Annotated in this window: 20 protein-coding genes and 2 riboswitches; of the genes, 8 read left to right on the top strand and 12 right to left on the bottom strand. The window is 51.8% G+C overall.

Going from position 1 to position 25,864, the window contains the following annotated elements; genetic code table 11:
• Positions 1-395: 395 nt before the first annotated feature.
• From BLR64_RS20485 to BLR64_RS20455, 7 genes are all read right to left on the bottom strand, one after another.
• Positions 396-755, bottom strand: coding sequence for an MDR/zinc-dependent alcohol dehydrogenase-like family protein (locus BLR64_RS20485; protein WP_090716971.1), 360 nt, complete (start codon positions 753-755; stop codon positions 396-398).
• 134 nt (positions 756-889) lie between these two features.
• Positions 890-1,657, bottom strand: coding sequence for an SDR family NAD(P)-dependent oxidoreductase (locus BLR64_RS20480; protein ID WP_090716970.1), 768 nt, complete (start codon positions 1,655-1,657; stop codon positions 890-892).
• Between the two features lie 312 nt (positions 1,658-1,969).
• A complete protein-coding gene (locus BLR64_RS20475; RefSeq protein ID WP_090716968.1) occupies positions 1,970-2,929 on the bottom strand; it encodes an ABC transporter substrate-binding protein in 960 nt (319 codons plus the stop codon).
• 143 nt (positions 2,930-3,072) lie between these two features.
• A complete protein-coding gene (locus BLR64_RS20470; protein WP_090716967.1) occupies positions 3,073-3,987 on the bottom strand; it encodes a class I SAM-dependent methyltransferase in 915 nt (304 codons plus the stop codon).
• 255 nt (positions 3,988-4,242) lie between these two features.
• Positions 4,243-5,175, bottom strand: coding sequence for a hypothetical protein (locus BLR64_RS20465; protein WP_090716965.1), 933 nt, complete (start codon positions 5,173-5,175; stop codon positions 4,243-4,245).
• Between the two features lie 200 nt (positions 5,176-5,375).
• Complete coding sequence (locus tag BLR64_RS20460) at positions 5,376-6,323, bottom strand: EamA family transporter (protein WP_090716982.1); 948 nt, start codon at positions 6,321-6,323, stop codon at positions 5,376-5,378.
• Between the two features lie 96 nt (positions 6,324-6,419).
• Positions 6,420-6,531: riboswitch (purine riboswitch) on the bottom strand.
• A 154-nt stretch (positions 6,532-6,685) separates the two neighbouring features.
• A complete protein-coding gene (locus BLR64_RS20455) occupies positions 6,686-8,158 on the bottom strand; it encodes a stalk domain-containing protein (protein WP_090716964.1) in 1,473 nt (490 codons plus the stop codon).
• Between the two features lie 261 nt (positions 8,159-8,419).
• On the opposite strand from BLR64_RS20455, the gene BLR64_RS20450 reads away from it, so the two are divergent.
• Complete coding sequence (locus BLR64_RS20450) at positions 8,420-9,607, top strand: L-threonylcarbamoyladenylate synthase (protein WP_090716962.1); 1,188 nt, start codon at positions 8,420-8,422, stop codon at positions 9,605-9,607.
• Between the two features lie 244 nt (positions 9,608-9,851).
• Positions 9,852-11,231 (top strand): NADP-specific glutamate dehydrogenase, encoded by a 1,380-nt coding sequence (gdhA, locus tag BLR64_RS20445; RefSeq protein ID WP_090716961.1) that lies wholly within the window; start codon positions 9,852-9,854, stop codon positions 11,229-11,231.
• 421 nt (positions 11,232-11,652) lie between these two features.
• Here the strand turns inward: gdhA and BLR64_RS20440 are convergent, their stop codons facing one another.
• On the bottom strand, positions 11,653-12,636 hold the full coding sequence (locus BLR64_RS20440; RefSeq protein ID WP_090716959.1) for a diaminopimelate dehydrogenase: 984 nt from the start codon (positions 12,634-12,636) through the stop codon (positions 11,653-11,655).
• 281 nt (positions 12,637-12,917) lie between these two features.
• Here BLR64_RS20440 and BLR64_RS20435 point away from each other — a divergent pair, with 281 nt between their 5' ends.
• From BLR64_RS20435 to BLR64_RS20420, 4 genes are all read left to right on the top strand, one after another.
• Positions 12,918-13,568, top strand: a complete 651-nt coding sequence (locus BLR64_RS20435) for a hypothetical protein (RefSeq protein WP_244157786.1) — start codon at positions 12,918-12,920, stop codon at positions 13,566-13,568.
• Positions 13,569-13,583: 15 nt separating this feature from the next.
• Positions 13,584-15,272, top strand: a complete 1,689-nt coding sequence (locus BLR64_RS20430; RefSeq protein ID WP_090716958.1) for a VWA domain-containing protein — start codon at positions 13,584-13,586, stop codon at positions 15,270-15,272.
• Between the two features lie 24 nt (positions 15,273-15,296).
• Positions 15,297-16,436, top strand: coding sequence for a toxic anion resistance protein (locus tag BLR64_RS20425; RefSeq protein WP_090716956.1), 1,140 nt, complete (start codon positions 15,297-15,299; stop codon positions 16,434-16,436).
• 62 nt (positions 16,437-16,498) lie between these two features.
• Positions 16,499-17,206 carry a L,D-transpeptidase family protein gene (locus tag BLR64_RS20420; protein WP_244157785.1) on the top strand — a complete coding sequence of 236 codons (708 nt, stop codon included), beginning with the start codon at positions 16,499-16,501 and terminating at the stop codon, positions 17,204-17,206.
• A gap of 89 nt (positions 17,207-17,295) precedes the next feature.
• Here BLR64_RS20420 and BLR64_RS20415 read toward each other — a convergent pair whose 3' ends face one another.
• Both BLR64_RS20415 and BLR64_RS20410 read right to left on the bottom strand, forming a co-directional pair.
• Positions 17,296-18,294 carry a ketoacyl-ACP synthase III gene (locus BLR64_RS20415; RefSeq protein ID WP_090716955.1) on the bottom strand — a complete coding sequence of 333 codons (999 nt, stop codon included), beginning with the start codon at positions 18,292-18,294 and terminating at the stop codon, positions 17,296-17,298.
• Positions 18,295-18,331: 37 nt separating this feature from the next.
• Complete coding sequence (locus tag BLR64_RS20410) at positions 18,332-18,691, bottom strand: hypothetical protein (RefSeq protein WP_090716953.1); 360 nt, start codon at positions 18,689-18,691, stop codon at positions 18,332-18,334.
• 179 nt (positions 18,692-18,870) lie between these two features.
• Positions 18,871-18,961, bottom strand: a riboswitch (cyclic di-GMP riboswitch).
• Between the two features lie 545 nt (positions 18,962-19,506).
• Here BLR64_RS20410 and trpS point away from each other — a divergent pair.
• On the top strand, positions 19,507-20,496 hold the full coding sequence (trpS, locus tag BLR64_RS20405; protein ID WP_090716952.1) for a tryptophan--tRNA ligase: 990 nt from the start codon (positions 19,507-19,509) through the stop codon (positions 20,494-20,496).
• A 200-nt stretch (positions 20,497-20,696) separates the two neighbouring features.
• Here trpS and BLR64_RS20400 read toward each other — a convergent pair whose 3' ends face one another.
• Positions 20,697-21,464 carry an SDR family NAD(P)-dependent oxidoreductase gene (locus BLR64_RS20400; RefSeq protein ID WP_090716950.1) on the bottom strand — a complete coding sequence of 256 codons (768 nt, stop codon included), beginning with the start codon at positions 21,462-21,464 and terminating at the stop codon, positions 20,697-20,699.
• A gap of 290 nt (positions 21,465-21,754) precedes the next feature.
• Here BLR64_RS20400 and BLR64_RS20395 point away from each other — a divergent pair, with 290 nt between their 5' ends.
• The gene (locus tag BLR64_RS20395) at positions 21,755-22,354 is read left to right on the top strand and encodes a TetR/AcrR family transcriptional regulator (RefSeq protein ID WP_167360743.1); all 600 of its coding nucleotides are present in this window, start codon (positions 21,755-21,757) and stop codon (positions 22,352-22,354) included.
• Between the two features lie 76 nt (positions 22,355-22,430).
• Here the strand turns inward: BLR64_RS20395 and BLR64_RS20390 are convergent, their stop codons facing one another.
• Positions 22,431-25,814, bottom strand: a complete 3,384-nt coding sequence (locus tag BLR64_RS20390) for a GH36-type glycosyl hydrolase domain-containing protein (RefSeq protein WP_090716947.1) — start codon at positions 25,812-25,814, stop codon at positions 22,431-22,433.
• Positions 25,815-25,864: the final 50 nt, after the last annotated feature.

Below are 25,864 nucleotides of genomic sequence, written 5' to 3'. Positions count from 1 at the left end.
GGGAGGGTCTCCCCAGTTCACTGCACTATCTTTCAATCCATGCCGTTCCCATTACGCCGGAGGATTCTTCACTGCTGTTCCAAGTTCTGCACAGCTTCCTTGGCCTTCGTCTATATGCACGAGACTCGGCACCCTCTTTTTCCCTTTGCAGGGCCTTTTTGACGACGCGGCAGGATTCACTTGATGTTGCGGCCTGGATTGTTGCTCGCCCGCTCTCTGACCGGTACTTTTGTCGATGCGCTTTTACACATAGATTTCGCCATGCGCAAGCATCCTAGCTACAAAGGTGGCTTGGTCCCTCCTTTGGTTGGACTTTCACCAACTAGATAATGCGTGCCTCTGGGCACGCTATATAAAAAAAAGGCCCCGAAGGGCCCTTCTTGTATTGCTGCAGCTTATTTCTTCAGGCTTTGCAGGTAAGCATCTGCTTCCTCATAAGTCGGATAGTGTACGGCAAAGCTGCCGAACAGTCTCTTCATCTGCATTTTCCAGATTGGAGAGTTAGCGACATATACCCAGCCGCCAAGGCCGTTGGCAACAGCCATTTCGCCTGTAGGAGCCAGCATTGCAGCAACCTCAGGCGACAGAATAGTCGGGGAACCTGTTACATCAGTAATCCCGGTGAAGCCCGGTTTGAGCTGCTTCATTGCTTTTTCGAAATCGGAGATGTAAGAAGGCACGTCTGCTTCGGTAAGACCCATTGCTTTTACAACCACTTGATTTTTTGCTGTGTTAACTTCCATTGTGTAAGGCATGCTGATTCCTCCAAGTATAATATTAAATCATATGTACATATGATTTATATCGGTTTTTGTTTAAGCTTTGTTGAGAGAAAAAGGAATATAATTAATGTATTTAATAATATACAGTTCCCTGTCAGGAAGAGCTATTATTTGGTAGCCGAATAGCCACCGTCAATCAAATGAACAGTACCTGTAATGAAACCGGCCTCGTCACTCAGCAGGAAGCAGACAAAGTTCGCCACTTCTTCTGGAGTTCCATAACGCTTAAGTGCTGTACCGGAGGCTATTGCCGCCTGCAGACCTTCCACATCATCGGACAGTAGACGCTCATAACGGCCCATCATCACAGTCGGAACCGGTCCCGGTGCAAGCACATTTGCACGGATGTTGAGGTGACCCACCTCAGCCGCTACAGATTTGGTCAAGCCGATAATGGCGTGCTTGCTTGCGGAGTATGCGGCATCGCCGGCCATGCCGATTGTACCATGCAGGGAGGCGCAGTTCAGAATGGATGAACCTGACGTCATGTGCGGCAGCGCATATTTCATCATCATAAACTGGCTGTAGAGATTTGTTTCGATAACGCGGTTGAACGTTTCCAAAGGATAGTCTACTACAAGCGTGTTGTCACCGGTGATGGCTGCGTTGTTATACAGGCAGTCAATTTTCCCGTAGCGTTCGATGGTTTCTTGGATAACGCCCTGTACAACTGGCTCTTTAGAAACGTCGCCCTGGATAAAAAGCGCCTCTCCGCCCTGTTCAGTGATTTCACGGACTGTAGCTTTTCCTGATTCGGAAATGGTCACACAGACTACTGATGCACCTTCACTGGCAAGCTTGAGGGCAGTAGCCCGTCCGATACCGCTTCCTGCTCCGGTTACGATCGCTACTTTCCCATTAAATCTGCTACTCATCTAAACACCGCTTTCTTGTTGTAATTTGCTGGCTTTGCCGTTTGAATCCGTGAATATCCAGCCGGGCAATGGCCCGGGAGGCATTCCCAGGGAATCCGGTAATGAAGCGGCAGCATCCCCGCTCTGTTACAATCCGCCCTTATGCGAGCTTTTTCGACAAATTAGTTAAATTGTACCATAGAAATACTTGATCGAATACTCCTTTTTGTAAAATAAAACACTGTTATCTGATTTTTTTATTTGTAGACGTAAAAAAAGGAGAGCCGTTCTCCGGCTCCCTGCATTTTTATGAAAATTATATGTGAATTCTCTTTATTTGCCTGTGTACAGCTTGGTCTTCATCAAAGCTTCAAGGAAGGAGAACTTGCTGTAGGCTGTTCCGCCTTGGGCCAGCGGGTCTACCAGATTAACATAAACATTTCCGCTCTTCACAGCTTTCAGGCTCTTCCAGATGGCGTTCTTCTGCAGCTCTTCCAGTGCCTTAGGGTTGTCTGCATTCTCATCTTTTGAGAATTGCACAAACAGGTAGTCCGGATTGATTGCAGCGAAGGCTTCCAGTGAAATATTCTGCTGTGCCTTTACCGACTGTACTTCTTTCGGCACGGCTGCGCCGAGATCCGCGTACAGGGAACGGTTGAAGAAGACATCCTTAGGATACAGGAACAGGCTGCCGCTGCGGATACGTACCGCTACTACTGTCTTATCCTTAAATTTAGGGGCAAGCTTAGTCTTGGCTACCTTCAGCTCATTCTGGTATTTAACAATGGCCTGTGTGGATTCCTTCTGCTTACCGGTCAGCGCAGCGAGCAGCTTCAGGTTGTCCATCCAGTCTGTTGCAATATGGGATACAGGAATGGTTGTCGCAATTTTAGCCAGCTTTTCATTGGTTTCAGCCGGGAACTTGGTGCTGCTGAGAATAACGGCAGGCTTGATCTTCAGAATGGCTTCGAAGTCAGGCTCTGTTTTTTCGCCGATTCCCTTAACCCCGGTTGAAATTTTAGAGAACAATGCAGGGAATTTACCCCCGACTGTAATCATGCCTTTTGGTTTAAAATTCAATACCAGCGCGTCTTCCATTGCTTCCAGCGCCCCGGTAATGACGATATTATCAGTCTTTGCCGGTACGGTATATACCTTGCCTTTATAAGTAATCTTCTGCGTGGCCGTTGTGGCTTTTGCAACGTTGGCTGGAGCTGCACTCACGCTTGCCGCTGAACCGATACCCAGTGCCATAGCCCCGGCAAGTACCATACCCAAAATTCTCTTTTTCATAGCCTGCTACCACTCTCCAAAATAAAATTTATTAATAATGATAATCATTATCATAGTAGTTATGATAGAGAAATCCGCAGGCATTGAACATGGACTTTTCGGGCAAATAACATGGACGAACTGCTAAAGGGGCGGTTTACACTTTATCTTTTTACTGCCAGGCAATAGTTCACGTTATCAAAAGCGCTAAGAGGATGCTCCGGCTGCTTGTCATTGTAGGCCTGAAACAGCTCTTTGGTTATTTCCGGCGGTGTCAGGTGCCTGTAGATAAGAAGCCCGCAATCCTCCAGCAGCTGCTCCAGCTCCGGATAAGTATAGCTTGCCTGCATGGGTTCGCCTGCCTGTGCGGCAATCTTAATCTGCTTCTGAGTCCGTTCCCCGGCTTCCGGAGTAAATGTACGGCCGTCGGGATAATCAAAAGCAAAGCTGCTTCCGGCAGGAAGCAGCTCTGCAAGCACAGACAGCAGCTGCTCAAACTCAGTTTTGGTCAGATAGTAGCTGATGCCAAGCAGGCTGCTGAAGCTGATGCGGGACGGATCAAATTCCGGAGCCGCCAGGAGGAGCTTCTCCCACCGTGGTTCTGCCAAATCAGCAGGCACCTCATGTACATTGGCAGGCTTCGGGGGAAGAAGTTCGGCAGTTCTACGCCGCTTGTCTTCTGCAGTTGCAGGATGATCAATCTCGTAGATCTGCAGTTGACTTGCCCACTCCGGCTGGCGGTAAGCAAACGTGTCATATCCGGCCCCAAGGATCAAATACTGGCCTGCTCCCAGCATTACCGCATTATGCAGTGCCTGCTCGGTAAAGGCTGCCCGGCCAAGCGGAGTCGGAGACAGCTGGAAGTCAACAACTGCCCGCAGTGCTTCCTCCTGTGAACCTTTGAAATCCGGCAGAAAGAACCCGATCCCTTGGGACATTTGAACTCCGATGTTATGGTACTCCTCATCTGTCAGCATAGCCCTGGCAAGACTATCATTAAATACGGGATGCTGGTTATACTCTGCATGATAGGCTCTGGCAAACGCGCTGACCAGAGCAGTTAAGCTTCTATTTTTCATCTTTTATCACCTCACTCCAGTTGTAACATCCGGTCACCCGGGTAAACAATACTTGATTTTTTTGTTATTTTATGGTATAATAGGGGTATAAAATTTATAAGTTTCACATTTTCGCCATATATAAGGTATAAGGCATTTTTTTATGTAAAAAAGGACTGAACCACTCCCTGTCCGGGGATGCTGTTCAGTCCTTTTTTGTCTGCTTTAATCTTTTATCGCCGGTTCAAAGTCAGTTCTTCCTGTAAGGATGTCAGATCAGAGATTGGTATAATGGTCTACCACCTGCTCCAGATAAGCTGAAACCTCCCCGGTCCGCTTATTCCCGGAAGCGTCCAGCAGCGGAATCAGCTTGGAAAGGATGTTCAGCACTTCATTGTCACCGGGACCCTCCATCAGAACATCATCGTAGGCCCGGCGGAGCTCAGGGTCCAGCACATTGGTATCGTAATCATAGGCAGGGGTATTATCTGCTCCAAGCAGCACCATGGGAACAGAATAGGATAGTTCTTCCCTTACAGCGGCAATACGGTTCGATTTTGGATAATCCTGTACAAAATCACTCATGGTTGCCGCTCTGCCGATCAGCTCATCCCAGCTTATAACCACAGCAGCATCAAAAGTTGCCGGCTTATTGCTCTCTGCTGCCATGATATCAATATAAGCTGAAATGTCTTTGCCGATATATGGCTTAAACACCTTAAATCCTTCATAATGCATCACCGGATAATACATACCCTCACTGCTCTCCAGCTTATACCCTTTATCCCAGGTCTCTTCGATAAGCTGGCGGACTCCGGTATCCTTTATCCGCTGCAGCAGCTGTGTATAGGTCAGATCATTGGTGATGTCAGCTTCCATCAGCACCTTCTGTACACGCTCCGGATAGATTTTTTCCGAAAAACGTTCCAGCTCCGCCTTCTGGGCGTTTTCCAGCTGCAGCGTCATTACGGTTGCATACCATGAGCCGGCTTCATCAATATGGTTGATCAGGTATTTGCGTGCCTGAGCCAGGCTTGACGGATTGCTGACATATTTACGGAACTGGTTGTAGACGGCCTGGGCATCAGCTGCGGCAGCCGCAGAGACCGGCTGTGCGCCTTCCGCCAGCGTGCCTCCAGCAAGAGTCAACGCTGCTCCCAGCAGCACAGCCCTGCCCGTTTTCGCCAAGGTCTCCTGTAGTCGTTTCATGTCTTAGCCTCCTGTAGAGTGAATGATTTGGCCTATTGTGAACACTTGGACAAATATGGAATGGATGAATCACAGGAAGGTCGTCCGGATCTGTGAAAAAGGAAGCCGGGCCTAATTCTTTTGGCCGAGCCCGGCAAAAAGAGGTGTCCCAATCCGCCGGTTGCGGCTTTTGGGACACCTCTTATTAGATTGGCAGCCGATTAAGAAGCAACGGCCTCCGAATTACTCCAGCGCAGCTTATACAGCTCTGGCAGTACAACTCCCAGCAGGACCAGTACAACCCCGATCCACTGCAAGCCGCTGACATGCTCATTCAGGACGAAGGACGACATCAGAACGGCTACCGGCAGCTCGGCAGCACCCAGTATTCCGGCCATCCCTCCGCCGATATGCGGCACTCCGATCGCGAACATAACCGGCGGAATAAATGCGCCGAACAGACCCAGCAGAAAGCCGAACAGCAGCAGCGGTCCCCACAGTAGCCCGTTAAAGAGGAAGTGCGGCGGGAACATGATGAACAGCAGTACCATGCCGCCGGTGACCATCCATGCGCTGCGGTATGCCGGATGCGCTGACGGAACGGCTTTGCCGCTGAAAATAATGAACAGGGAATAGCTGACGGCTGACAGCAGCCCGAGTGCAACCCCCAGCAGGTTGAACCGGGAGGTTCCCTGGCCCAGAATTCCTGCTGCCAGCAGAGTGCCGCCGAACAGCAGCAGCAGGGTCAGCATGGTGATTTTATCCGGACGCTGACGTTTGCTGACAGCCTGGATCAGCACACTGATCCAGGTGAACTGGAACAGCAGAATGATCGCCAGCGATGCCGGAATGTAGCGCAGGGACTGATAGTAGAGCAGGCCCGTAACCACAGTCGGTGCTCCGGCCAGCATCAGCAGCAGCCGGCGCTTCCAGGTAAGCGCCTGAAATGCGGGTGTATCCGCTGGCGCTGTGCTTCCGCCGCTGCTCCGCTTGCGGTTTAATCTCATTTTGGTGAAGGCAGCCAGCAGCCAGGCCAGTATGCAGCCGGTCAGCAGCTGTGTCCCTACTACTTCCCCAAGCTTGTAACCCTGGCCGTATGCCAGTACAACAATGGTGGACAGGATACCGTAGCTCATCGCTCCGATCAGCACGGAAATCAGATATTTCATATCTTTCATGTTAAATAGGCCTCCTGAATCTTCTGAACTTCTTATCTGTGAATTGCCGCAGCACGCAAAAAATCCTAACTCCGTGATAAGAACCGCTCAACCGGTCTATATCATCGTAGTTAGGAAGAATAGGCTTCCTGTAGAAACCCCCGCCCTATCCATGCCTTAACGGCTGCGGGGTTATACGAGAAATATTGAAGTTATTAGCATGACGACTTTTCATATGTTACACGGCAAGTCAGGTGGTGTCAACCCTTAAATGATTTAAATTTAAGCCAAACCTCCAATTCACTGTGTAAGACCCGCTTGTATTACCGGTTATAAAAGAGAATGACAGCGACTAAGGGATTCTATTGGCCAGATCAGCCCTCCAGCCGCACTTCACCTGTTGCCGGATTCCAGTCTACACGTATACCGAGCAGTTCACTGAGCTGCTGTAGCGGGAAGATGGTGGTGTCTGAATAGATATGCAGCGTAACCGCCTGTTCTGATTTTTTGCCGTTAATGAACAGCTGTGCCGGATCTGTGGTTTTGATGTGCAAGGTGGTATCACCATAGACAAATGACCATACGTTAAACCGGTAGTTGTTGTATTTCGGATCAGGATTGGACAGGCTCATATTCGCCTTCACTCCAAGCGCCTTAAACACACTGGTATAAGGAACATACAGCCTGCCTCCGATCACAGCCGAAGTCCCGTAAAAATCAACGGCCTGCCCGTTCACCGTATATTGAAGCGGTTGCTGAACCGGTATGGCTTCTATGGTCTCGTCATTGGTTACAGTACCGCTGCCCGCTGCAAGACCGCCGTAAAACCCTTCCCCCCAGCCCAGCAGCGTGCCGTCCTTGCGCTGGGCAAAGCCGAAGGTTCCCGTGGTGCCCCATACTTCGGTGATGCTCCGGGCATTTTTGATCTGGAACGGCTTGATTGCTTCACCCGCATTGTAATTCCACTGCCAGAGCGTCCCGTTCATCTTTATCACAAACAGCTTCTTGCTGCCTGTCTGAAGCTTATAGCTGCTGCCCAGACCTGAAACCGCAGACGGTGTCTGCAGCGTACGGTTCCAGCGCAGTACCTGACCGTCTGTGCGCAGCAGGAAGGCATCATTGTCACCCGAGGCGGCGATTTGTCTGATCCCTGAACCGGCAAGTGTGTTCACAGTGAAGGGATCACTGGCCCAGCGGACTCTGCCGTATACGCTGTTATAGATGCTCAGCTGTTTTACAGCACCGTCACCGGTAAGAAACAGCGCATCGTTACCGGCAATGACAGCCGATTTGATGCCCGAAATACCGGGAAGCGGAAGGTAACGTACGATCATTCTCATCGGGCTGTTATCCGCTGATTCGTAAGACGGGTACCACATCGTTGCTGTGCCGTCCTTTTTTACCGCCAGGCCTGTATAACCATTCGTGACGATTGAAGCCACATTCTGCAATCCTCCGAGCTTGAGCGGACCGCTTTTTTGTACAGGTGACAATGGGTCAGTGCTCGTATAGGTCCCGTAGGTTGAGCCCCAGCCCCATACTTCCCCTTCTGCGCTCAGGGCAAAGGAATTGTTGGTTCCGGCAGCCACTTGAACGATACCTGCGAGTCCGGAAATTCGCCGCTGGATGTATTGATCAATTGTGGTTCCGTCACCAACCTGGCCGAACTTGTTATACCCCCAGCCTGTAACCGTTCCGTCGCTCCATGCGGCCAATCCGTGGGCAGTTCCGCCCGCCACACTGACCGCGCGAAGCCCGGCGGCAGCTTCCACTTCCCGTGCACCTGCCGGTACAAACAAAACTGCGCTCATAATGACTGCCATAAACTGTATTGCCATTTTACGCATATTGACGTCTCCTCCCGTTGTCGCTGGCTTCTTGCGGAATGCATCCCCCGCAGAATCATTTCTTTAATCTTCCATCTCAAGTAATGTACCCCATTTTATGCCCTGTGCCTATTCAGACGGCAAATCTGTTTCTGCTGCAGCTGTGAGAACGCCGGTTATCCCTGTAAATTAACGGACAGGTATGTTACTATTTACAGGATCAGCTGAATCCCGTTTCAGTCCGCTGCACAGAAATTCCAACAGAAAGTTCGTGATGCAACTATGATGTCCGACCCTTTTTCCTTTGCTGTCCAGCACAGGACACAACCATACAGCGAAACCCGTTACTGGCGGCTGGAGCCTGCCGGAAGCAGTGCTGCTGAGCGGCAATATTCTGCTGCAGACCAGCAGTCGCTTGCCGAAGCTGCCGCCATTCTGGCCGGCGGGGGAACGGTCGCTTTTCCGACGGAAACCGTCTACGGACTTGGCGCGGATGCGCGGAATACCGCTGCCGTTGAGGCCGTATTCGCCGCCAAGGGCCGTCCCTCCGACAATCCGCTGATTGTGCATATTGCCCGGCGGGAGCAGCTCGGCGGGCTTGTCTCAGACATCCATCCGGCCGCCGCCGCCCTGATGGATGCCTTCTGGCCCGGCCCGCTGTCCCTGGTGCTACCGGTACGCCCCGGTGTCCTGTCCCCGCGTGTAACCGCGGGACTGGACACCGTTGCCGTGCGCATGCCGGATCACCCGGCGGCGCTGGCCCTGCTTGAGCGCTCCGGCTGCCCCGTGGCAGCACCGAGCGCCAACCGCTCCGGGCGGCCGAGCCCCACGGCGGCCGCCCACGTGATGGAGGACCTCGCCGGTTACATCGGCGGGGTCCTCGATGACGGGCCTACCGGAGTCGGCGTAGAATCGACGGTAGTCCAGGTACAGCCGGACGGAACCGCCGTCATCCTCCGTCCGGGCGGGATTACTGCCGAGCAGCTGTCGGCAGTAGCCGGTGCCGTTGCTGCCCCGCCTTCCGGGGAACCCGGCGGGGCAGCGCAGGCCGGCGGAGTGGACGCCGGCGCAGACAGCAGCCCGGCGCCGCGCTCGCCGGGCATGAAATACACGCATTATGCGCCGCAGGGCTCGCTCTCCATAGTAAGCGGCACATCGCCGCAGCGGGCGGCGGACACTGCAGCCGCGCTGCTAATGGAAGCACGCGGACGCGGCGAGAAGACCGGACTGCTGCTGTTCGAGGAGCACCGCGTCCTGTATTCTGACGATGCCGCAGACTATATTGTTTCACTCGGCCCGTTAGCCGCACTGGAAGAAGGGGCGCGGAGTCTCTATAGCGCCCTCCGGTACTTTGATGAAGTCTCGGCAGACTACATCATTGCCGAGGCTTGTCCGGACTCCGGTCTAGGCTCCGCCATAATGAACAGGCTGCGCAAAGCTGCCGGAGGATCGGTTGTCCGCACAGATTAAAGAAACGCTAAATGAGATATTCCATACGCCTGAGCAGGCGTTATGGGATATCTTTTTTTGTTTTTCAATGCATAAATATAACACTGTTTGTTAGTTTTATAGAATTTATTAATTGCCTATCAAAAAAGAATTGATTGGTAATTTCATGTCAGGTTTTAGTAAAATTCTTTTAAATTCTTAATAATATCGTGCCGTCCGCAGCAAGCTAACTTACAAAATACATAAACAGGGAGTGTTGGTTCAAGTGTCTACCCTTTCATCAACAGCATCAGCAACAGCTTCAGCTGAAGAATATGTGCAACGCGTATACAGTGAGGTTACCCGCCGTGACCCGCTGGAGCAGGAATTTCATCAGGCGGTAAAAGAGATTCTGGAATGTCTGGTCCCTGTGCTGGCCCGCCATCCGCAATATCAGGCAAATGCCGTGCTGGAGCGGCTTGTCGAACCGGAACGCACCATCTCCTTCCGGGTACCCTGGACAGATGATGCCGGAGCGGTCCGGGTCAACCGCGGCTACAGGGTGCAGTTTAACAGTGCTATCGGCCCTTATAAAGGCGGTCTCCGCTTCCACCCTTCCGTGTATTCGGGAATCATCAAATTTCTCGGCTTTGAGCAAATTTTCAAAAATGCCCTGACCGGACTGCCGATCGGCGGCGGCAAAGGCGGTTCAGATTTTGACCCGAAGGGTAAATCCGACCGCGAAGTAATGGCGTTTACCCAGAGCTTTATGACCGAGCTCTACCGCCATATCGGCCAGGATACCGATATTCCGGCAGGAGATATCGGTGTAGGCGCCCGGGAGATCGGCTACATGTTCGGACAGTACAAGCGCATCCACGGCGGCCATGAGGCCGGAGTGCTGACCGGCAAAGGCCTGCTGTACGGCGGAAGCCTGGCACGCAAGGAAGCAACCGGCTACGGCCTCGTCTATTTCGTCCAGGAAATGTTGGCGGCACAGTGTCAGAATTTCGAAGGCCAGACCGTCGTTGTCTCCGGCTCGGGAAATGTGTCCATCTATGCCATAGAGAAGCTTCAGCAGCTCGGGGCGCTGGTTGTTGCCTGCAGTGATTCCGGCGGCTACATCTATGATCCGCAGGGCATCAATCTGGATACAGTCAAGCGGCTGAAGGAGCAGGAGCGCGCACGGATCAGCGAATATGTTACGGCGCATCCGCATGCTGAATATACGGAAGGGAGCACGGGAATCTGGACAATTCCCTGCAGGATCGCCCTCCCCTGCGCCACGCAGAATGAGCTCGATGAGGATGCGGCGCGTGCGCTTGTGTCCGGCGGCGTAATCGCGGTCGGAGAAGGCGCCAATATGCCTTCCACCCTGCCGGCCATCAATTACTTCCTGCAGCAGGGGATCCTCTTTGCACCGGCTAAGGCTGCCAATGCCGGCGGTGTCGCGGTCTCGGGACTGGAAATGAGCCAGAACGGGATGCGGCTCTCATGGTCGTTTGAAGAGGTGGATGAGCGTCTGCGGATGATTATGAAGAACATTTACCGCAGCAGCGTCCGGGCGGCCGAGGAGTACGATATGCCCGGCAATCTTGTTGCAGGCTCGAACATCGCCGGCTTCCTGAAGGTCGCAGATGCCATGCTGGCCCAGGGTGTAGTCTAAAGCCTAACCACTCATGCTTGTTCAGATCTATGATTTCTGCACTACCGAGAATTGCTGCTGTTCAAGCTAAATGGAAAAACGCCATCTATTTCGATGATCAGCCGCATGTTAGAGCCCGCTAGTTGGAAAAACGCCACTTAATTCCACTGTTTTTGTCTCCATTGGGGTTAACACGCTAATATAAGTGTTGTTTTTCCATCTAATGATTAGAACTAATGAAATTCCATTAAATTAGATGTGCAAAATCCAACTAAATGCCGTGGACAGCCTGAGCTGCTCCTAAACGGAACTTCAACATTAAAAACGCGCCGCAGAATCACTGACGGCGCGTTTTTTTTGCAGCTATTTATTCAGCTATTTGTTCAGCTATTTGTTCTGCTATTTTATCCCTGCAGTATCTTATCCCTGCAGTATTCAGCCCCTACAGCAGCTCCCGGCGCAGCTCTTCCGGCGATTTCGGCGAGAGCAGTCCGAGCGGAATATCAAATACCGTTTTGGCACCGGCAGCTCCCTCCATGCTGAGGCGCGCAGCCGCTCTGGTATAGGCGATCAATACGCTGGCGGTGAATTCAGGATTGCTGTCCAGCTTCAGCCCGAATTCGGCGATCTGTCTGTTGCCGTTGCCGGTAACCCCGCTGCGGATAACGAATCCGCCATGCGGCATTCCGGAATGCTCGCCGGCCAGCTCCTCTTCCGTAATAAACGTCACCGTCGTATCGTAATCGGCAAAATAATCCGGCATGTTCACAATGGTTTCGCGGATCGCAGCCTGATCAGCACCTGCTTCAGCCACGACATAACAGTTGCGGCGGTGCTTCTCACGGGTTGCCAGCTCCGGCGTCTCACCGGAACGGATGCGCTCTATGACTTCCTCAACCGGAACTGTGTATTGCACTCCGGCTTTCACTCCCGGTACCCGGCGGATTGCATCGGAATGCCCCTGGCTGACCCCTTTACCCCAGAAGGTATAATCATGCCCCTCTGCGAGCACGGACTGCATCAGCAGGCGGTTCATGGAGAACAGGCCCGGGTCCCAGCCGGTTGAAATAACACTGACCTTGCCGCCCTCCAGCGCAGCTGCATTCACTTTATCATAAAACTCCGGGATCTTGGCATGTGTATCAAAGCTGTCTACGGTATTGAACAGCTTGGCCAGCTGCGGAGTCTGCTCAGGCAGATCAGTGGCAGAGCCGCCGCACAGAATCATAACATCAATTCTATCTATGTATTCCTTGGCATCAGCCAGACGTTCCACCTTAAGGCCAGTCTCCTTGGCAAGACCTTCCGGATCTCTGCGCGTAAATACAGCAACCAGCTCCATATCCGGATTCTGCCTGATCGCCTGCTCTACACCCTTACCGAGATTTCCATAGCCTGCAATACCCACTCTAATACGTCTGTTCATGTTGTTCCTCCCCTGCCGGAAGCTTCCGGTTATTTTTTATTGTCTTAAATTACAAGTATATATACATTACATGAAATGTAAACATTTTATTTGCTATTTCCAGTTTTCCCCTCCCCTCTTCTGTTCAGCCAAGGATTATATGAATCAAATGAGGCTATAGCCAAATATACTCATACAAAGAGGTGATTGATCTGAACAGATACAGGCCTGTCAAGCTGCTGGCCGTTATAGCCGGTGTTGTCATTCTTAATATTGCTGTTTTGTCTCCGGGGCTGTTGGCTGTGAAAATCGGCGGGACTGAAGCTATAGAGACTGCTGCAGCCGTAACCCTGCTGTTCATCAGTCTGCTCGTCGTGCTCTACTCCAGCTATACGCTGCTGCTCAAACCTCCGGCCGTCAAAGAGATACTCCCTTCAGCCATGCCTGACGATTACACAGAACAGCTCGAACAATATAAAAAGGTAAAAGCGCTGAAAATTGACGCCGCCCTTGCCATCGACCAGCTGGATCGGATGGATAAGAAAAAAAACGCACTGACCCGCCTGCTTGCTCAAAGATTTGATCCCGGAGAGCTTAGCTACCGGAAATTCCATACCGTCATTAACGAAGTTGAGAAGCTCCTCTACCTCAACATCAGGGGAATTCTCGGCAAGTTCCGTTTATTTGAGCCCTCCGAGTTCTCTCTTTTCGCCGGCTCCCGCACCCCCGCCCAGTTCACCGACAAGCTTATCCAAAGGAAAACCGCACTGTATAACGATTTTTTCGCGTCTATAAAAGCCTTCCTGGGTGCCAATGAAGAAATTCTGCTCAAGCTGGATCAGCTGCTGCTGGAAATCTCTGAGCTGGACGGCACCATTGACCAGCCCGTTGAAGAAATCCCCTGCATGCAGGAGCTAAGCGCACTGATAACTCAGACGAAACTCTATCAATAGTGGAGGATGATGCTTATGGCCGGTAAAGGCAAAACGTTCATGATACTGGCGCTGATTGCAGCGGCTGTATTTGCTTTAGTCTATTTCGGAATCACCCTTACGTCGAATCTGGGCAAATCTACCGGGGAGATTACGGCAGAGGACGCGGATAAGAAGCTGGGCAAGCTCTACAAGGAGATCAAAGTAAACCTTGCAGACCCGATTAAAGGCCAGATCGATCTTGATCCGGCAGATGCCCTGGACTCGCTGCCTGACATCTCCAAATTTGCGGTTTCCGTAGAGAATACCACGGATCATTATGTTGAAATCTTCTCCTCTACTGAAAAATCCGGAACCGGCAATGACGGCTGGCTGAATGAAGTGGCCTCGGCTTTTAATGAAGCCAATATTATAGTGGACGGCACAGCTGCATCGGTAAAAATCCGCAATATCGCCTCCGGTACTGCGGCCGATTACATAAGATCGGGAAAGTATATTCCGGATGCTTATTCCCCGTCCAACGAGCTGTGGGGTGAAATGGTAAAAGCAGGCGGAATCAGGACAGAGCTCGTAACCGGTCGTCTGGCCGGAAATGTCGCAGGTGTCGTTACCTCTCAAAAGAAGTATGACGAGCTGATTGCGAAATACGGCGCTTTGAACGTCAAAACGATCACAGATGCCATCTCGGCGAATGAGCTAGCTATGGGTTACACCGATCCTTTTGCAAGCTCGACAGGGCTTAACTTTCTGGTCACAGCCCTTGGTACATTTGACAGCTCAGATCTGCTTGGAGATCAGGCGGTGCAGGGCTTTGAAAAATTCCAGGCCAATGTGCCTTTTACCGCCTCAACCACGCTGCAGATGCGGGATGCGGCCAAGACCGGCATGCTGGATGCTTTTGTGCTGGAGTACCAGACCTTTGTTAATGCTGCCGACCTCAAAAACGGTTACGTCTTCACCCCGTTCGGCGTCAGACATGACAGTCCGCTCTATGCACTCGGCGATCTGCCCGGGCAGAAGCAGGATATTCTCCGGGAATTCGCAGCATTCGCCGCACAGGATAAATATCAGCAGCTGGCATCGGCAAAGGGCTTTAACGGCTTGAATGATTACATCTCCGAGCTGGCTCCGGTGGACGGCTCCCTGCTCGCTTCTGCCCAGAAGCTGTGGAAGGAAAAGAAAAACGGCAGCACCCCGCTTGCAGCGGTATTTGTGGCCGACGTCTCGGGCAGCATGGCCGGAGAGCCGCTGAGCCGGCTGAAGGAATCGCTTTTGAAAGGCCAGAAAAATCTCGGAAAGGACAACAGCATCGGCTTTGTCTCCTACTCCAGTGACGTTACGATCAACCTGCCAATCGGCAAATACGATACCAACCAGCAGTCCATGTTTGTCGGGGCAGTCAACAGCCTGCAGGCTGCCGGGGGGACGGCCACTTTTGACGGGATGGTAGTCGCGATGAAAATGCTCCAGGATGAGCTGGCGGCAAACCCCGGGGTGAAGCCGGTCATGTTCCTGCTCAGCGACGGGGAGACCAACGAAGGTCATTCCCTGGATGAGATCCGCAGCCTGATTGAAACCTACAAAATCCCGGTCTACACCATCGGCTATAACGCCAACATCAAAGCACTGGAAAGTATTTCTGCCATCAACGAGGCTGCGAGCCTCAATGCAGATATGGACGATGTGGTCTACAAAATCGGAAATCTGCTGAATGTTCAGATGTAAGATAACTATATAAGGAGGTCTGTCATGTCTTTTACTATGGAAATCCCGAGCACAGAGCAGCTGAGGGCTGTCATTGCCGAGGAAGCCAAACCTGAGCCTGAAGAGCTTACCCGGCTTAAGGAGCTGGCCAAAAGCAATGTTACCAGCATTTTGGAGCTTGATCTGGAGTCCTTGGAGAAACGCCAAGCGCTACTGCAATCCATTGACAGCTTCGGTATGGGAACTATGCGCTCCTCTTCGGATAAAAACGCCCTCCTGCAGGTATCCGTGGGCAATCTCTCCAAAACCGGAGATGAAGGCGGCCAGGTTGCGAAAGGCTTGACGGAGCTTCACCTCCAGCTGAAGGACCTTGATCCGAGTGCTGTTGATTTTGCCAAAAGCGGGCTGCTGGGCAGGTTCTTCAATCCGCTGCGCCACTATTTTGCCAAATATCAGAGAGCCGACGCGGTCATCTCCGACATTATCCTGTCGCTGGATAAAGGCAAGACCATCCTGAAAAACGATAATACGACACTGCAAATTGAGCAGCAGGCGCTGCGTGAGCTGACCCGGAAGCTGCAGAAGGAAATTGAGCTTGGACTACTGATGGACCAGGAGATTGAGACGCAGATTGAAGCGGCCAAGGTACGCGGGGAAGCCGAGGAGAAAATCCGCTTCATAACTGAGGAGGTGCTGTTCCCGCTCCGCCAGCGGGTCATGGATCTGCAGCAGATGCTGGTGGTCAACCAGCAGGGAATTATGGCGATCGAGGTGGTCATCCGCAACAACAAGGAGCTGATCCGCGGCGTGGACAGAGCCAGAAACGTGACCGTCTCGGCGCTCAAAATATCAGTTACCGTCGCAAGCGCCCTATACAACCAGAAGATTGTCCTGAAAAAAATTGAGCTGTTGAACCAGACGACCGACAACCTGATCAGTGGTACTTCACGAATGCTCAAGGAGCAGGGTGCTGCGATTCACAAGCAGTCGCTGGAAACGAGCATCTCAGCCGATACATTGAAGCAGGCGTTCACCGACGTATTATCCGCCCTCGACTCCATCAGCACCTACAAGCAGGAGGCCCTGCCCAAAATGCGGGAGACGATCAGCCAGTTCCGTGAATTGACCGACAATGGAGAGCAGCAGATTCTCCGGCTGGAAAAAGGCTCGACACTCGGACTGTAAGGCATTCTTCCAGCGATTCCCTCCTGACTCCCTGAGGTAATAAGCCTTAGGGAGGTGTACATATGAATCATGCAATCTGCAGACGTATTATGAAAAGCGTTATGTGTCTCTTGTTGTCGCCTGTACTGGTGCTGGGCTCCTTTACTCCTGAGGCTGCATCCGCCGGCTTCGCGGCCTCCTGGCCGTATAAGGCGGGCAAGCTTGGCGCCAGCCAGATGGTTGTCGTAACAGCCTCATCTTCACGGTCCACTACAGGAGTGCTTACTTTACGCGAGAATCGGGACGGAAGCTGGAAGACGGTGCTATCAGGCATCCCTGTAACCCTGGGTGCAAGCGGCATCGGCAAAACAAAAGAAGGCGACAAGCGCACGCCCTCAGGGGTATTCAGGCTCGGGGAAGCCTTCGGTTCTGCGGCTGGTCCGGAAGGCCTCAAACTCCCGTACAGCAAAGTCGGCAGCCGGGACTACTGGATTGATGACCCCGGCGCTGCCGAATACAATCAGCGGGTAACCTTTACCAGAGATCCCGGGAGCCGCTGGGCGTCCTACGAACGTCTCCTGCACCCGCTGTATAAGTATGCCGTCGTAGTAAGATATAATGATGAACCGGTGGTGCCCGGCAAGGGAAGTGCAATCTTTTTGCATATCTGGAGAGGAGCCGGCCAGCCTACTGCAGGCTGCATCGCCATGTCAGAGAGCAATCTGCTGAAGCTGATGAAGCTGCTGGACCCTGAGCTGTCACCCGCTATTGCCATTGGAATCGCAAAGTGATATAGAGTCCCGGCAAACCGCGGGGAAAAGAAGGAAGCCTGCGCAGTCTGCGCAGGCTTCCTATGGTTCTGTTATAGTAATGATCCGGGTTAGAGCCTCCACAGTGTAGCACAGCTTGTAATCCCTGCACCGACCGACCACATGAAGAACAAATCACCGGGTATGAGTGTCCCGTCCTTGATGGCATGGTGAAGTGTTATGAACGGGCTGCTGGTCCCTGTATACCCGTAAATATCACCGATATAAGGAAATTTGGCTTCATCCTCCTGCAGCTTGCCGGCAATCTCTTTGATCACTGAAAGGTTCAGCTGGCTGAGAATGTAGTGCTTAACCTCTTCTTTGGCATATCCGTGTTTATGGAGCAGGTTTTCAATATTGGTCACGGCTGTTGGGAATGCCACATTGACATTATACTCGGGATGCAGATATATCTTTTTTTCTTCAAGCGTAAGATGCTCGCCGAACATCTGGGTCATACCGGCAGACGGAAAGAGCATGTCTTCCGCTTTTTGCGTATTGGTATAATAAGCGGAATCAATCAGGCCGGAGTCCCCTTCCTCTACCCGTTCCAGCAGAACCGCGCAGGCAGCATCCCCGCAGAGTCCTTTTGAAGCCAGATCCCCTTCTTTATAAAAGCGGGCAATCTGCTCAGAGCCGACAACCAGCGCATACCTCACTCCGGGATTGGTCATCATCGAGCGGGCTGCCTGGTCTGCGGCAACTACCATCCCCACACAGTTCGCATTGCTGTCGTATACAATACAGGACTGCTTCCCCCCGATTGCCTGGTGCAGCAGGGCTGCGTCTGTCGGCGCACTGTATTCATGCGTGCCCGAGGAGACAACGATCATATCGAGATCCTCTCCGCCAAGCCCGCTGCCCGCAAGCAGCGCTTTCGAGGCTTGAATGGCCATAAACAGCGTGCTTTCTTCATAGGTGGTCGCATAATAACGATTCTTACGGCCAAAATACTCCCAGATGCCAATAAGCTTGTCTGCAGCTTCGCCAGCCTGTTCAGCCAATTGTTCATTGCTAACTTTGAATGGCGGATGGTACACTTCAGTTCCTGCAATCCTTACGTTAACCATATCGGCCCACCTTTGTTAGTGTATTTGGTGCCTTAAGCTACCCTTTTACAATAGCCCACGCTTCGTCCACGGTATCTACGAAATGGCCGTTAAAGCCGGCTTTTGGCGCTACACGCTGCAATTGCGACTTGGCCACTACTTTTACCGGATTGACGAGAACGGCATGCTTAAAGCTGTTATACATCACGTAGCAGCGCTCCAGCACCGGCAGAATTTCCGGTTTGAAGGGTGCCATGTCGGTGCAGTCAATGATCAGCGACATCTCTTTCAGCGGCAGATGAGGCATCTGGGCTTCGAAAATATCCACCTCTTTAATGGTCTCATTGAGGTCGGCAAACCCGTGCAGGCTGATAAAAATGGTATTCGTTTCAGGGTGCATTGTTGTTTCTGCTATCATTTAAGGACATCTCCCGTTCTGTTTGTTTGACTAATAGAAGCAATGGTATGAATGTTTCAGAAAGTGTTCAACAGTTTTCAATACAGGTCAAAGCGCTCCTGCCGGGCAGGCTGTTTCTGTGTTACAGCATGATTGCAACTCTCCCTTGTTGTATTTAGACAACAAAAAAACCAAACTATATGAGCGTCCCCGCTGTCATGCCGCTGTTTCTGCGGTTTAGACCGGTGGCTTTGCGTCTTCCGCCTTTCGGCGGAGTTGCCTTTGTTCATCAGCTGGCGCCTCTGAATTACAAACATATTTGGTATTTAGTGTCTAGCTATATTTATAATTCTACATTCAAATTCCCTATTCCTGCTTGTAATAACCGAAAAATTCCCAAAGGAACAGCTTGACTCCACCTGCTCCTTAAATTATTATTATCCACAATATCAGTAACAACGCTGACAAAGGGTAAGTAGCCCTGTATTGAGGACTTCAGAGAGCCGGTGGCTGCTGCGAACCGGTGTCCGGCACAGGTGTGAATGGACTTTGTAGTTGCTTTTCCGAACCGTCTGCAAGGATGCAGTAGGGAAATGCCGGGAATCCCGCCGTTATCACGGGAACGGTATCGAGCTTCACATCTTTTGTGGACTCCGCACCGTATTGACCAGACCGGGCACCTGCCGAAGAAGCAGCGAAGCGGTTAATTAAGGTGGCATAACGATAACTTCGTCCTTAGCGGACGGAGTTTTTTTATTTGCTGAAGGGGGTGATGGCTATGGAGGATGGCTGGTGGTGGCGACGGATTATTATAAAATATACCAGGAGGGATTTTAATGAACAAAGAACGTATGCTCACAGGGGACCGCGTTACCGGCAAGCTTCACCTTGGCCATTACTCGGGCAGTCTCAAGAACAGGGTAATGCTGCAGGATCAATATGAATCGTTTGTATTTTTAGCGGATGTGCAGGCGCTGACGACCCATTTTGAGCGGCCGGATTATATCCGCCGTCATATCAGTGAGATCACACTCGATTATCTGGCCGCAGGAATTGATCCTGAGCGGACTACCCTTTATATCCAGTCGCTGATCCCGGAAATTGCCGAACTGACTATCTTTTTTTCCATGTTTGTTACAGTAAATCTGCTGCGGCATAACCCTACAGTGAAGGCAGAAGCGAAAAGCAGCCATTTTGATGAAATGTATTACGGATTTCTCGGTTATCCCGTCAGCCAGGCAGCGGACATTACATTCTGCAAAGCAACCGTCATTCCGGTCGGAGAGGATCAACTGCCTCATCTGGAGCTTACACGCAAAATCGTACGCCGATTCAATGAGCTGTATAAGCCTGTATTTGCCGAACCGCAAGCGTTGCTGAGTGAAACGCCGCGTCTGATCGGTACAGACGGCAACGCTAAAATGAGCAAAAGCCTCGGCAATGCCATCACCCTTGATTCTTCCACTGAAGAAGTAACGCGGACGATCAAAAGAGCGGTGACCGATCCGGCACGTTTACGCAAAAATGATCCCGGTCATCCGGAGATCTGCCCGATTTACGCTTATCACCAGGCCTTTAACCCGCTGGAATCAGCGGAGATCCAGGAAGCCTGTGAACGCGGAAGCATCGGTTGTGCCGCTTGCAAGGAGCGGATCACCGCAAGTTTAGAGGAACTGTTCACGCCAATGCGGGAACGCAGGGCTTATTATGCGGCCAGACCCAAGCTGGTAGATGAGATTCTGATTAGCGGAACACAGCGTACACGGGCCATTGCCAGTGAAACCATGCGTGAAGTACGGGATGCGATGAGCCTGAATTATTTTTAATGGAACTTAACTGTTTAGTTGGATTTTCGTCATCTAATTCTGCTATTACTCTGCATTCCTAATCATTAGTTGGATAATCGACATCTAATGTAGGGCGTTCAACGTATTTTGCAAACCAAAATAAAATAGTGCCCTTTGCGGGCACTATTTTTAAATCTACATTTCTTTGGATTTGCAGTGTATTCTATTAAGCCAACCGGTTACTGTCCCATCATTCCGCCGTCAACGGTATAGAGCGAAGCAGTTACGAACGATGCTTCTTCGGAGAGCAGGAAGTTCATAACGGCTGCAACCTCCTGCGATTCCCCGTAGCGTCCCATAGGTGTAGCTGCCTCATTAGCGGCTTTGAAGTCATCTGCGCTGCCTGAATTTTGTTCAATGTTACGCATCATCTGCGTGTTGATGGTTCCCGGCAGTACGGCGTTGACACGGATACCGAATGGAGCCAGTTCATTGGCCGTAACTCTGGTCAGGCCGATGACGGCATGCTTTGACATAATGTATGGAGACATTCCCGGAGCACCCATCAGGCCTGCCAGTGAGGAGGTGTTGAGGATCGCGCCGGATTTTTGCTTTTTCATGACAGGAATGACATATTGGAGCCCAAGAAATACGCCGCGGACATTGACGTTATACACCAGATCGAGCGACTTCACATTCAGCTCTTCCACCAGTCCGGAGGGGCCTTCAATACCGGCATTGTTGGCAAAATAATCAATTGTCCCGAATTTCGCCACCGCCTGGTTTACATAATTCTGCACATCCTCCTCTTTGGAGACATCGGCTCTAACGGCCAGTGCGTTGGATGCGTCCAGGCCAAGCTCCTGAATGACTGCATGAATCGCTTCCTCGTTCAAATCGACCAAAACCAGATTCAGCTTGCGCTCGGCAAGGCGGCGGGCAAGCTCTTTTCCGATTCCGCCTGCGGCTCCTGTGATGACAGCTGTTTTGACTTGTGATTGACTCATTATGATTCGCTTCCTTTGTTTTGAAGTGGGTGAGTAAGAGGATTTTGTAACAAAATCGCCTTATCTCTTGAGACAAGCTTACACCCGTTTTACTTGTTGTGACAATAATCAAAATATAAGATAGTGTCGGCTAGGCAACGCTTCAGCAAAAAATGTAACCCCGGATTCATTATTTTGAACATTTTACTGCTATTTGTTCACTTTAATTTTTAACAGTTAATCTTTTTTCTATTCTGACCTTGCGGTTATAATAAAAAGATACGATACGAATGTTACGGAGGCAGATGGCATTGGAGCGCGAAGAGGATTTGAACAGGAGAGTCAGGCGTACCCGGCAGGCACTGAAGACAGCCTTTGTCGATCTGATTCTGGAAAAGGGCTATGAAGCAGTAACCATTATGGATATCGCTGAGCGTGCTGACTATAACCGGGGAACCTTTTATAAGCATTTTGTAAGTAAGGAGGATCTGCTCCGGGATATTCATGATGATTTTTTGCGGAATGTCTCGGAGGTCTTGCTGCTGCCTTATGAAGGTATGGAGAAAATTGAGGCTACGGGTATTTATCCGTCCACCTTGCAGCTCTTTCAGCATATTGAGCAGCACAAACGGGACTATCTTGCTTTAAGCTCCGCCCAGCGCGGGAAAACTTCGGTCGGGCTCTACGATACACTGCGGAGATCCATGCGTGAGGATATGCATATCGAGATGGAGGATAACAGCCCCCCGCTCGATTATGAAATTCTGCTCAGCTACCAGCTGTCAGCCACTGTAGGGGTCATTGATTATTGGGCAGAAACCGGCTTTAAATACTCTGCGGAATATATGGCCGGGCAATTAACAGCGCTAGTTAACAGCCGAATGGATCATATTGTGTTTAAAAGAAACTGAGCTGCTGCATATAAAAGCGGCGCAGGCGCTTGTCTCCATTTCGGATACAAGCCGGCCTGCGCCGCTTATTCTTTAGTTACATATAGATATCAATCACGGTTCTTTCAGCACCTGCATAGCACTGAACCTCTTCACGGGCAATCCGCAGGCCGCCGGGACGGTATGGATTAGCGAGCCGCACTGCCTCTGCTTCCCTGCCGTTCACAGCAGCGGAGCGCAGTCCGCCCCCTGTGCAGTGATACACAAAGGTCACAGGAGAGCCGCCGTATTCAAAATCAAACCGGGTGCCGTCCAGCTCGGCAGGCAGTACCGGATCAAGAATCAGGTCGCCGCCTTCTTCACGGATCCCCAGCACATTCGAGATCAGCTGGTTCATGTAGATTCCGGGTCCGCTGGAATAGATTCTCCAGCCGCCCTTGACCGCAACCGAACCGTCACGCAGCTCCTGGAACCGCTCCTGCGCTTCATAGCGGTTGGCAAATTTGCCGTCGGAGCTGCTGAAGTAGGCATTGCTCTGGCGCAGCTCAGCATTCGGCACGCTATCACGGATACCGACCGGATTGATGGTGGCAAGGCCCTTCCAGACCTGATCGGTAGCACCGATCTTGGCCATCGCTTCCACGAACCGGATGTGGGCATGCACGTACTGCAGGCCGATTTCGCGGCCGAAGTTAGCTGCCTGCTCCGCACGTTTAAAGTGGGTGCTTACCCCGCCGGCATACTGTGCCGGATGATTCATCAGCCGCACACCGTCCGGGCACAGGAACTGTTCCTGGATCAGCTTGTAGTGCGCCTCCATCTGCTCAGGAGTAAGCAGCTCGCCGATCATGCTGCGGGTCATCGGCAGCAGGCGGTACTGGATCCCTGTTTCCTTGTCTTCCGGATGCAGCATCAGCTTGGCCTGCTCCGGATCTTCAAAGTACAGGAAGCCCGGAATTACTTCGGTGCCCAGCATATAACGGTTAAAGTCGGCCTTGATGCCTTCAGCCAACTGCTTCAGCTCGTCCGACCAGCCTGCGTCCGCATCCCGGAGCACTGTAGCCAGGCCTAGAACCGTCTGATAAGTCAGGGCCACTGTCCAGCTGCTGACCATATACTGCTTGAGCTGGGCATTCGCCGGCTGCAGCGTATCATCCCAGTCCCCGTCTCCGTAGGAGGATAAGAACGTATCATGCAGGAAGTGGGATTTGATATATTCCAGTTCTTTAACCGCATGTTCCCTCAACGTGAAGGCAGCCTCTGTAAAGTCGAAGCTGTGTTTCCGGGTATACGGAATCCGTTCTTCCAGCACCGCATAATCACGGGTTGCCCGCAGATAATCACCCAGCACTTTGAGCGGCCAGACAATGATATCGCCATGGCTCTCCTCCTGCTGAATAGAAGTGTACTTGTCAAACATGAACCACTGCGGCCAGTTACCGTCATCCTCATATTGATGGGCAAATACGGTCAGCAGGATTTCCCGTACCTGTTCATATTTATGCGTGGCAAGGAAGTACTCCACAGGACCCTGGCATACATCCCGTGTACCCCAGGCTGCTCCGCCATACTGCTCCAGTCCGTGAGGCACGGAATAGTGGACCAGCATATTGTGGGTATACCACCAGGCCAGGGCATTTACCTTGAACAGCTCTGCCTGCTCCCCGCTCTCTTTTCTCAATTGAAAGCCGTTCATGACACCTGCCAGAAAATCACGGTAACCGGTTCTCTCCGCTTCAAATCCGGCTGCCGCAGGAGTGCGGAATTGTCCGTCCAGCGTTCCCTGGAAGGTAAGTGTCCACTCACAGCTTGCATCCAGTTCAAGCACCGCAAGGGAAGCACTGCCCGGCGCAGCTCCGGCTGCCAGCAGCGATTCATCCCCCGCTCTGCAGGCTGCTCCGTCCACAGTGATTTTGTAGGCCAGCTCAGGATAGACAGATGCGCTCAGGCCACTTTCGGCAGCCCGGAAGACCAGTCCGCCATCCTTATCCTGTGAAATCTGGTAAGGCAGCTCATATTCAGCAACGTTCATGGTTATCTGATTGCTGACAAGGAAGCGGTAGGCTTTTCCGCTTGCTGAACGGACATGCAGTCTGATCTCAGGCGTGTTTACCGCTGTATAGTTTGTAATGATAAAGGTATCTTCAGCCGTCTTGTAGTGCCACCGTGCGTAATTAAAGCCGATTTCAAACAGCGACGGCATGGTCAGCAGACGGAATTGTCCGTCCAGCTCGATATAGATCCGCTGGCCTGACGTTTTATTGACGTTCAGCGCATTGCGGGCATTGGACAGCATTTTGTTGAAATTGGTATTGCCGACGACCACCTGGGAATTGAAAATCCCGTACATATAAGAAGTCGTCGTCATCACCTCATTGTTCAGCCGTGCATTGTCTCCGCTCATCAGGATATGTCCGTGCGGCCGTTCTACAAGCAGCTCTTTCCGTTTAAGGACAACATGCTCATAGGTGCCGGTGAAGAAGGCCAGCAGCTTTCCGTCTTCGTGTTCCTCCTGGTACCGCTGCGGGAAAAGGCTATCCAGCTCTTTTTCGGACAGCTCCTGTGTCTCTACAGGCGTTCCGATCCGGGCAGAAGCCGCAGTCCGCTGCGGCCGGCTGCTGTACGGCTTCACAGACACAAGCGGTCGAACACTGCTCCATGCAGCCCGCAGCTGTTCAGCAAATTCAAGTCCGGTCACAGCTGCAGGATGATCCTCCCGGAACAAGCCGTAGAAGGTAAAGGCGGCTTCGCCGTTAAGCTCCGTCTTAGGAGACTGCAGTGCAGTATAAGCAAATTCGTATTGATATACGTTATTGGCAAGACTCTCTCTGTACAGGGCTTCCGGTCTGTCAGTCTCTTTGTAGGACAAGCCGAAGAACTGGAAGCCGTCGGTGGAATATCCCGTTGCCCCGCCGATTAGCCCCTGCTGCAGATACGGAAACTTTCCGCCCTGCGGCTGGTTCTGCCGGGAACAGACGACATAGCCGCCTTCCTGATCCGTAAAAACGGAGTGGTCGATATATTGGGATAAATAGGCTTCATTGCTGGTTACGGCACCAGGTGCTGCAATACCGACATCCTGGGTATAAATAACGTCCAGCAAGGCCGCATTGCCTTCAACCCGTACATCCCAGAACCAGGCATCCTCCTCTGCCAGAGTGAATGTGACCTGGTACCCCAGCTTAGCCGTACTGCCCTCGGCTCCGGTACCGACAGGAATCTCACCCTGCCACACAAGCCGCTCCCCGTCACGGCTGAAGCTGCTGCCTGATTTGACACCAAGCAGAGGAAATGCCTGAATACCGTCCGGATGGTACAGGCGTAAATACAGATTGCCCGCAGCACCGTCTACGCTGTTAGCCAGCAGCTGGTTAATCATCATCTGCCCGCCTGTCGCCTGATAAAGGTCTCCGCTTTCCAGAAATGTAAAGGTAAGACCGCCTTTTTGCAATGTAAGCTTGGAGCCGGTTGCAGTTGTCATTTCTCTTCACTTCCTTATCTGTTACGGCTTTGCACCGTTACTATGTCTGT

The sequence above is a fragment of the Paenibacillus typhae genome (genome assembly GCF_900099765.1).
Classification (GTDB): Bacteria; Bacillota; Bacilli; order Paenibacillales; family Paenibacillaceae; genus Paenibacillus_AQ; species Paenibacillus_AQ typhae.
This window is presented reverse-complemented; position numbering and strand designations above follow the sequence as displayed.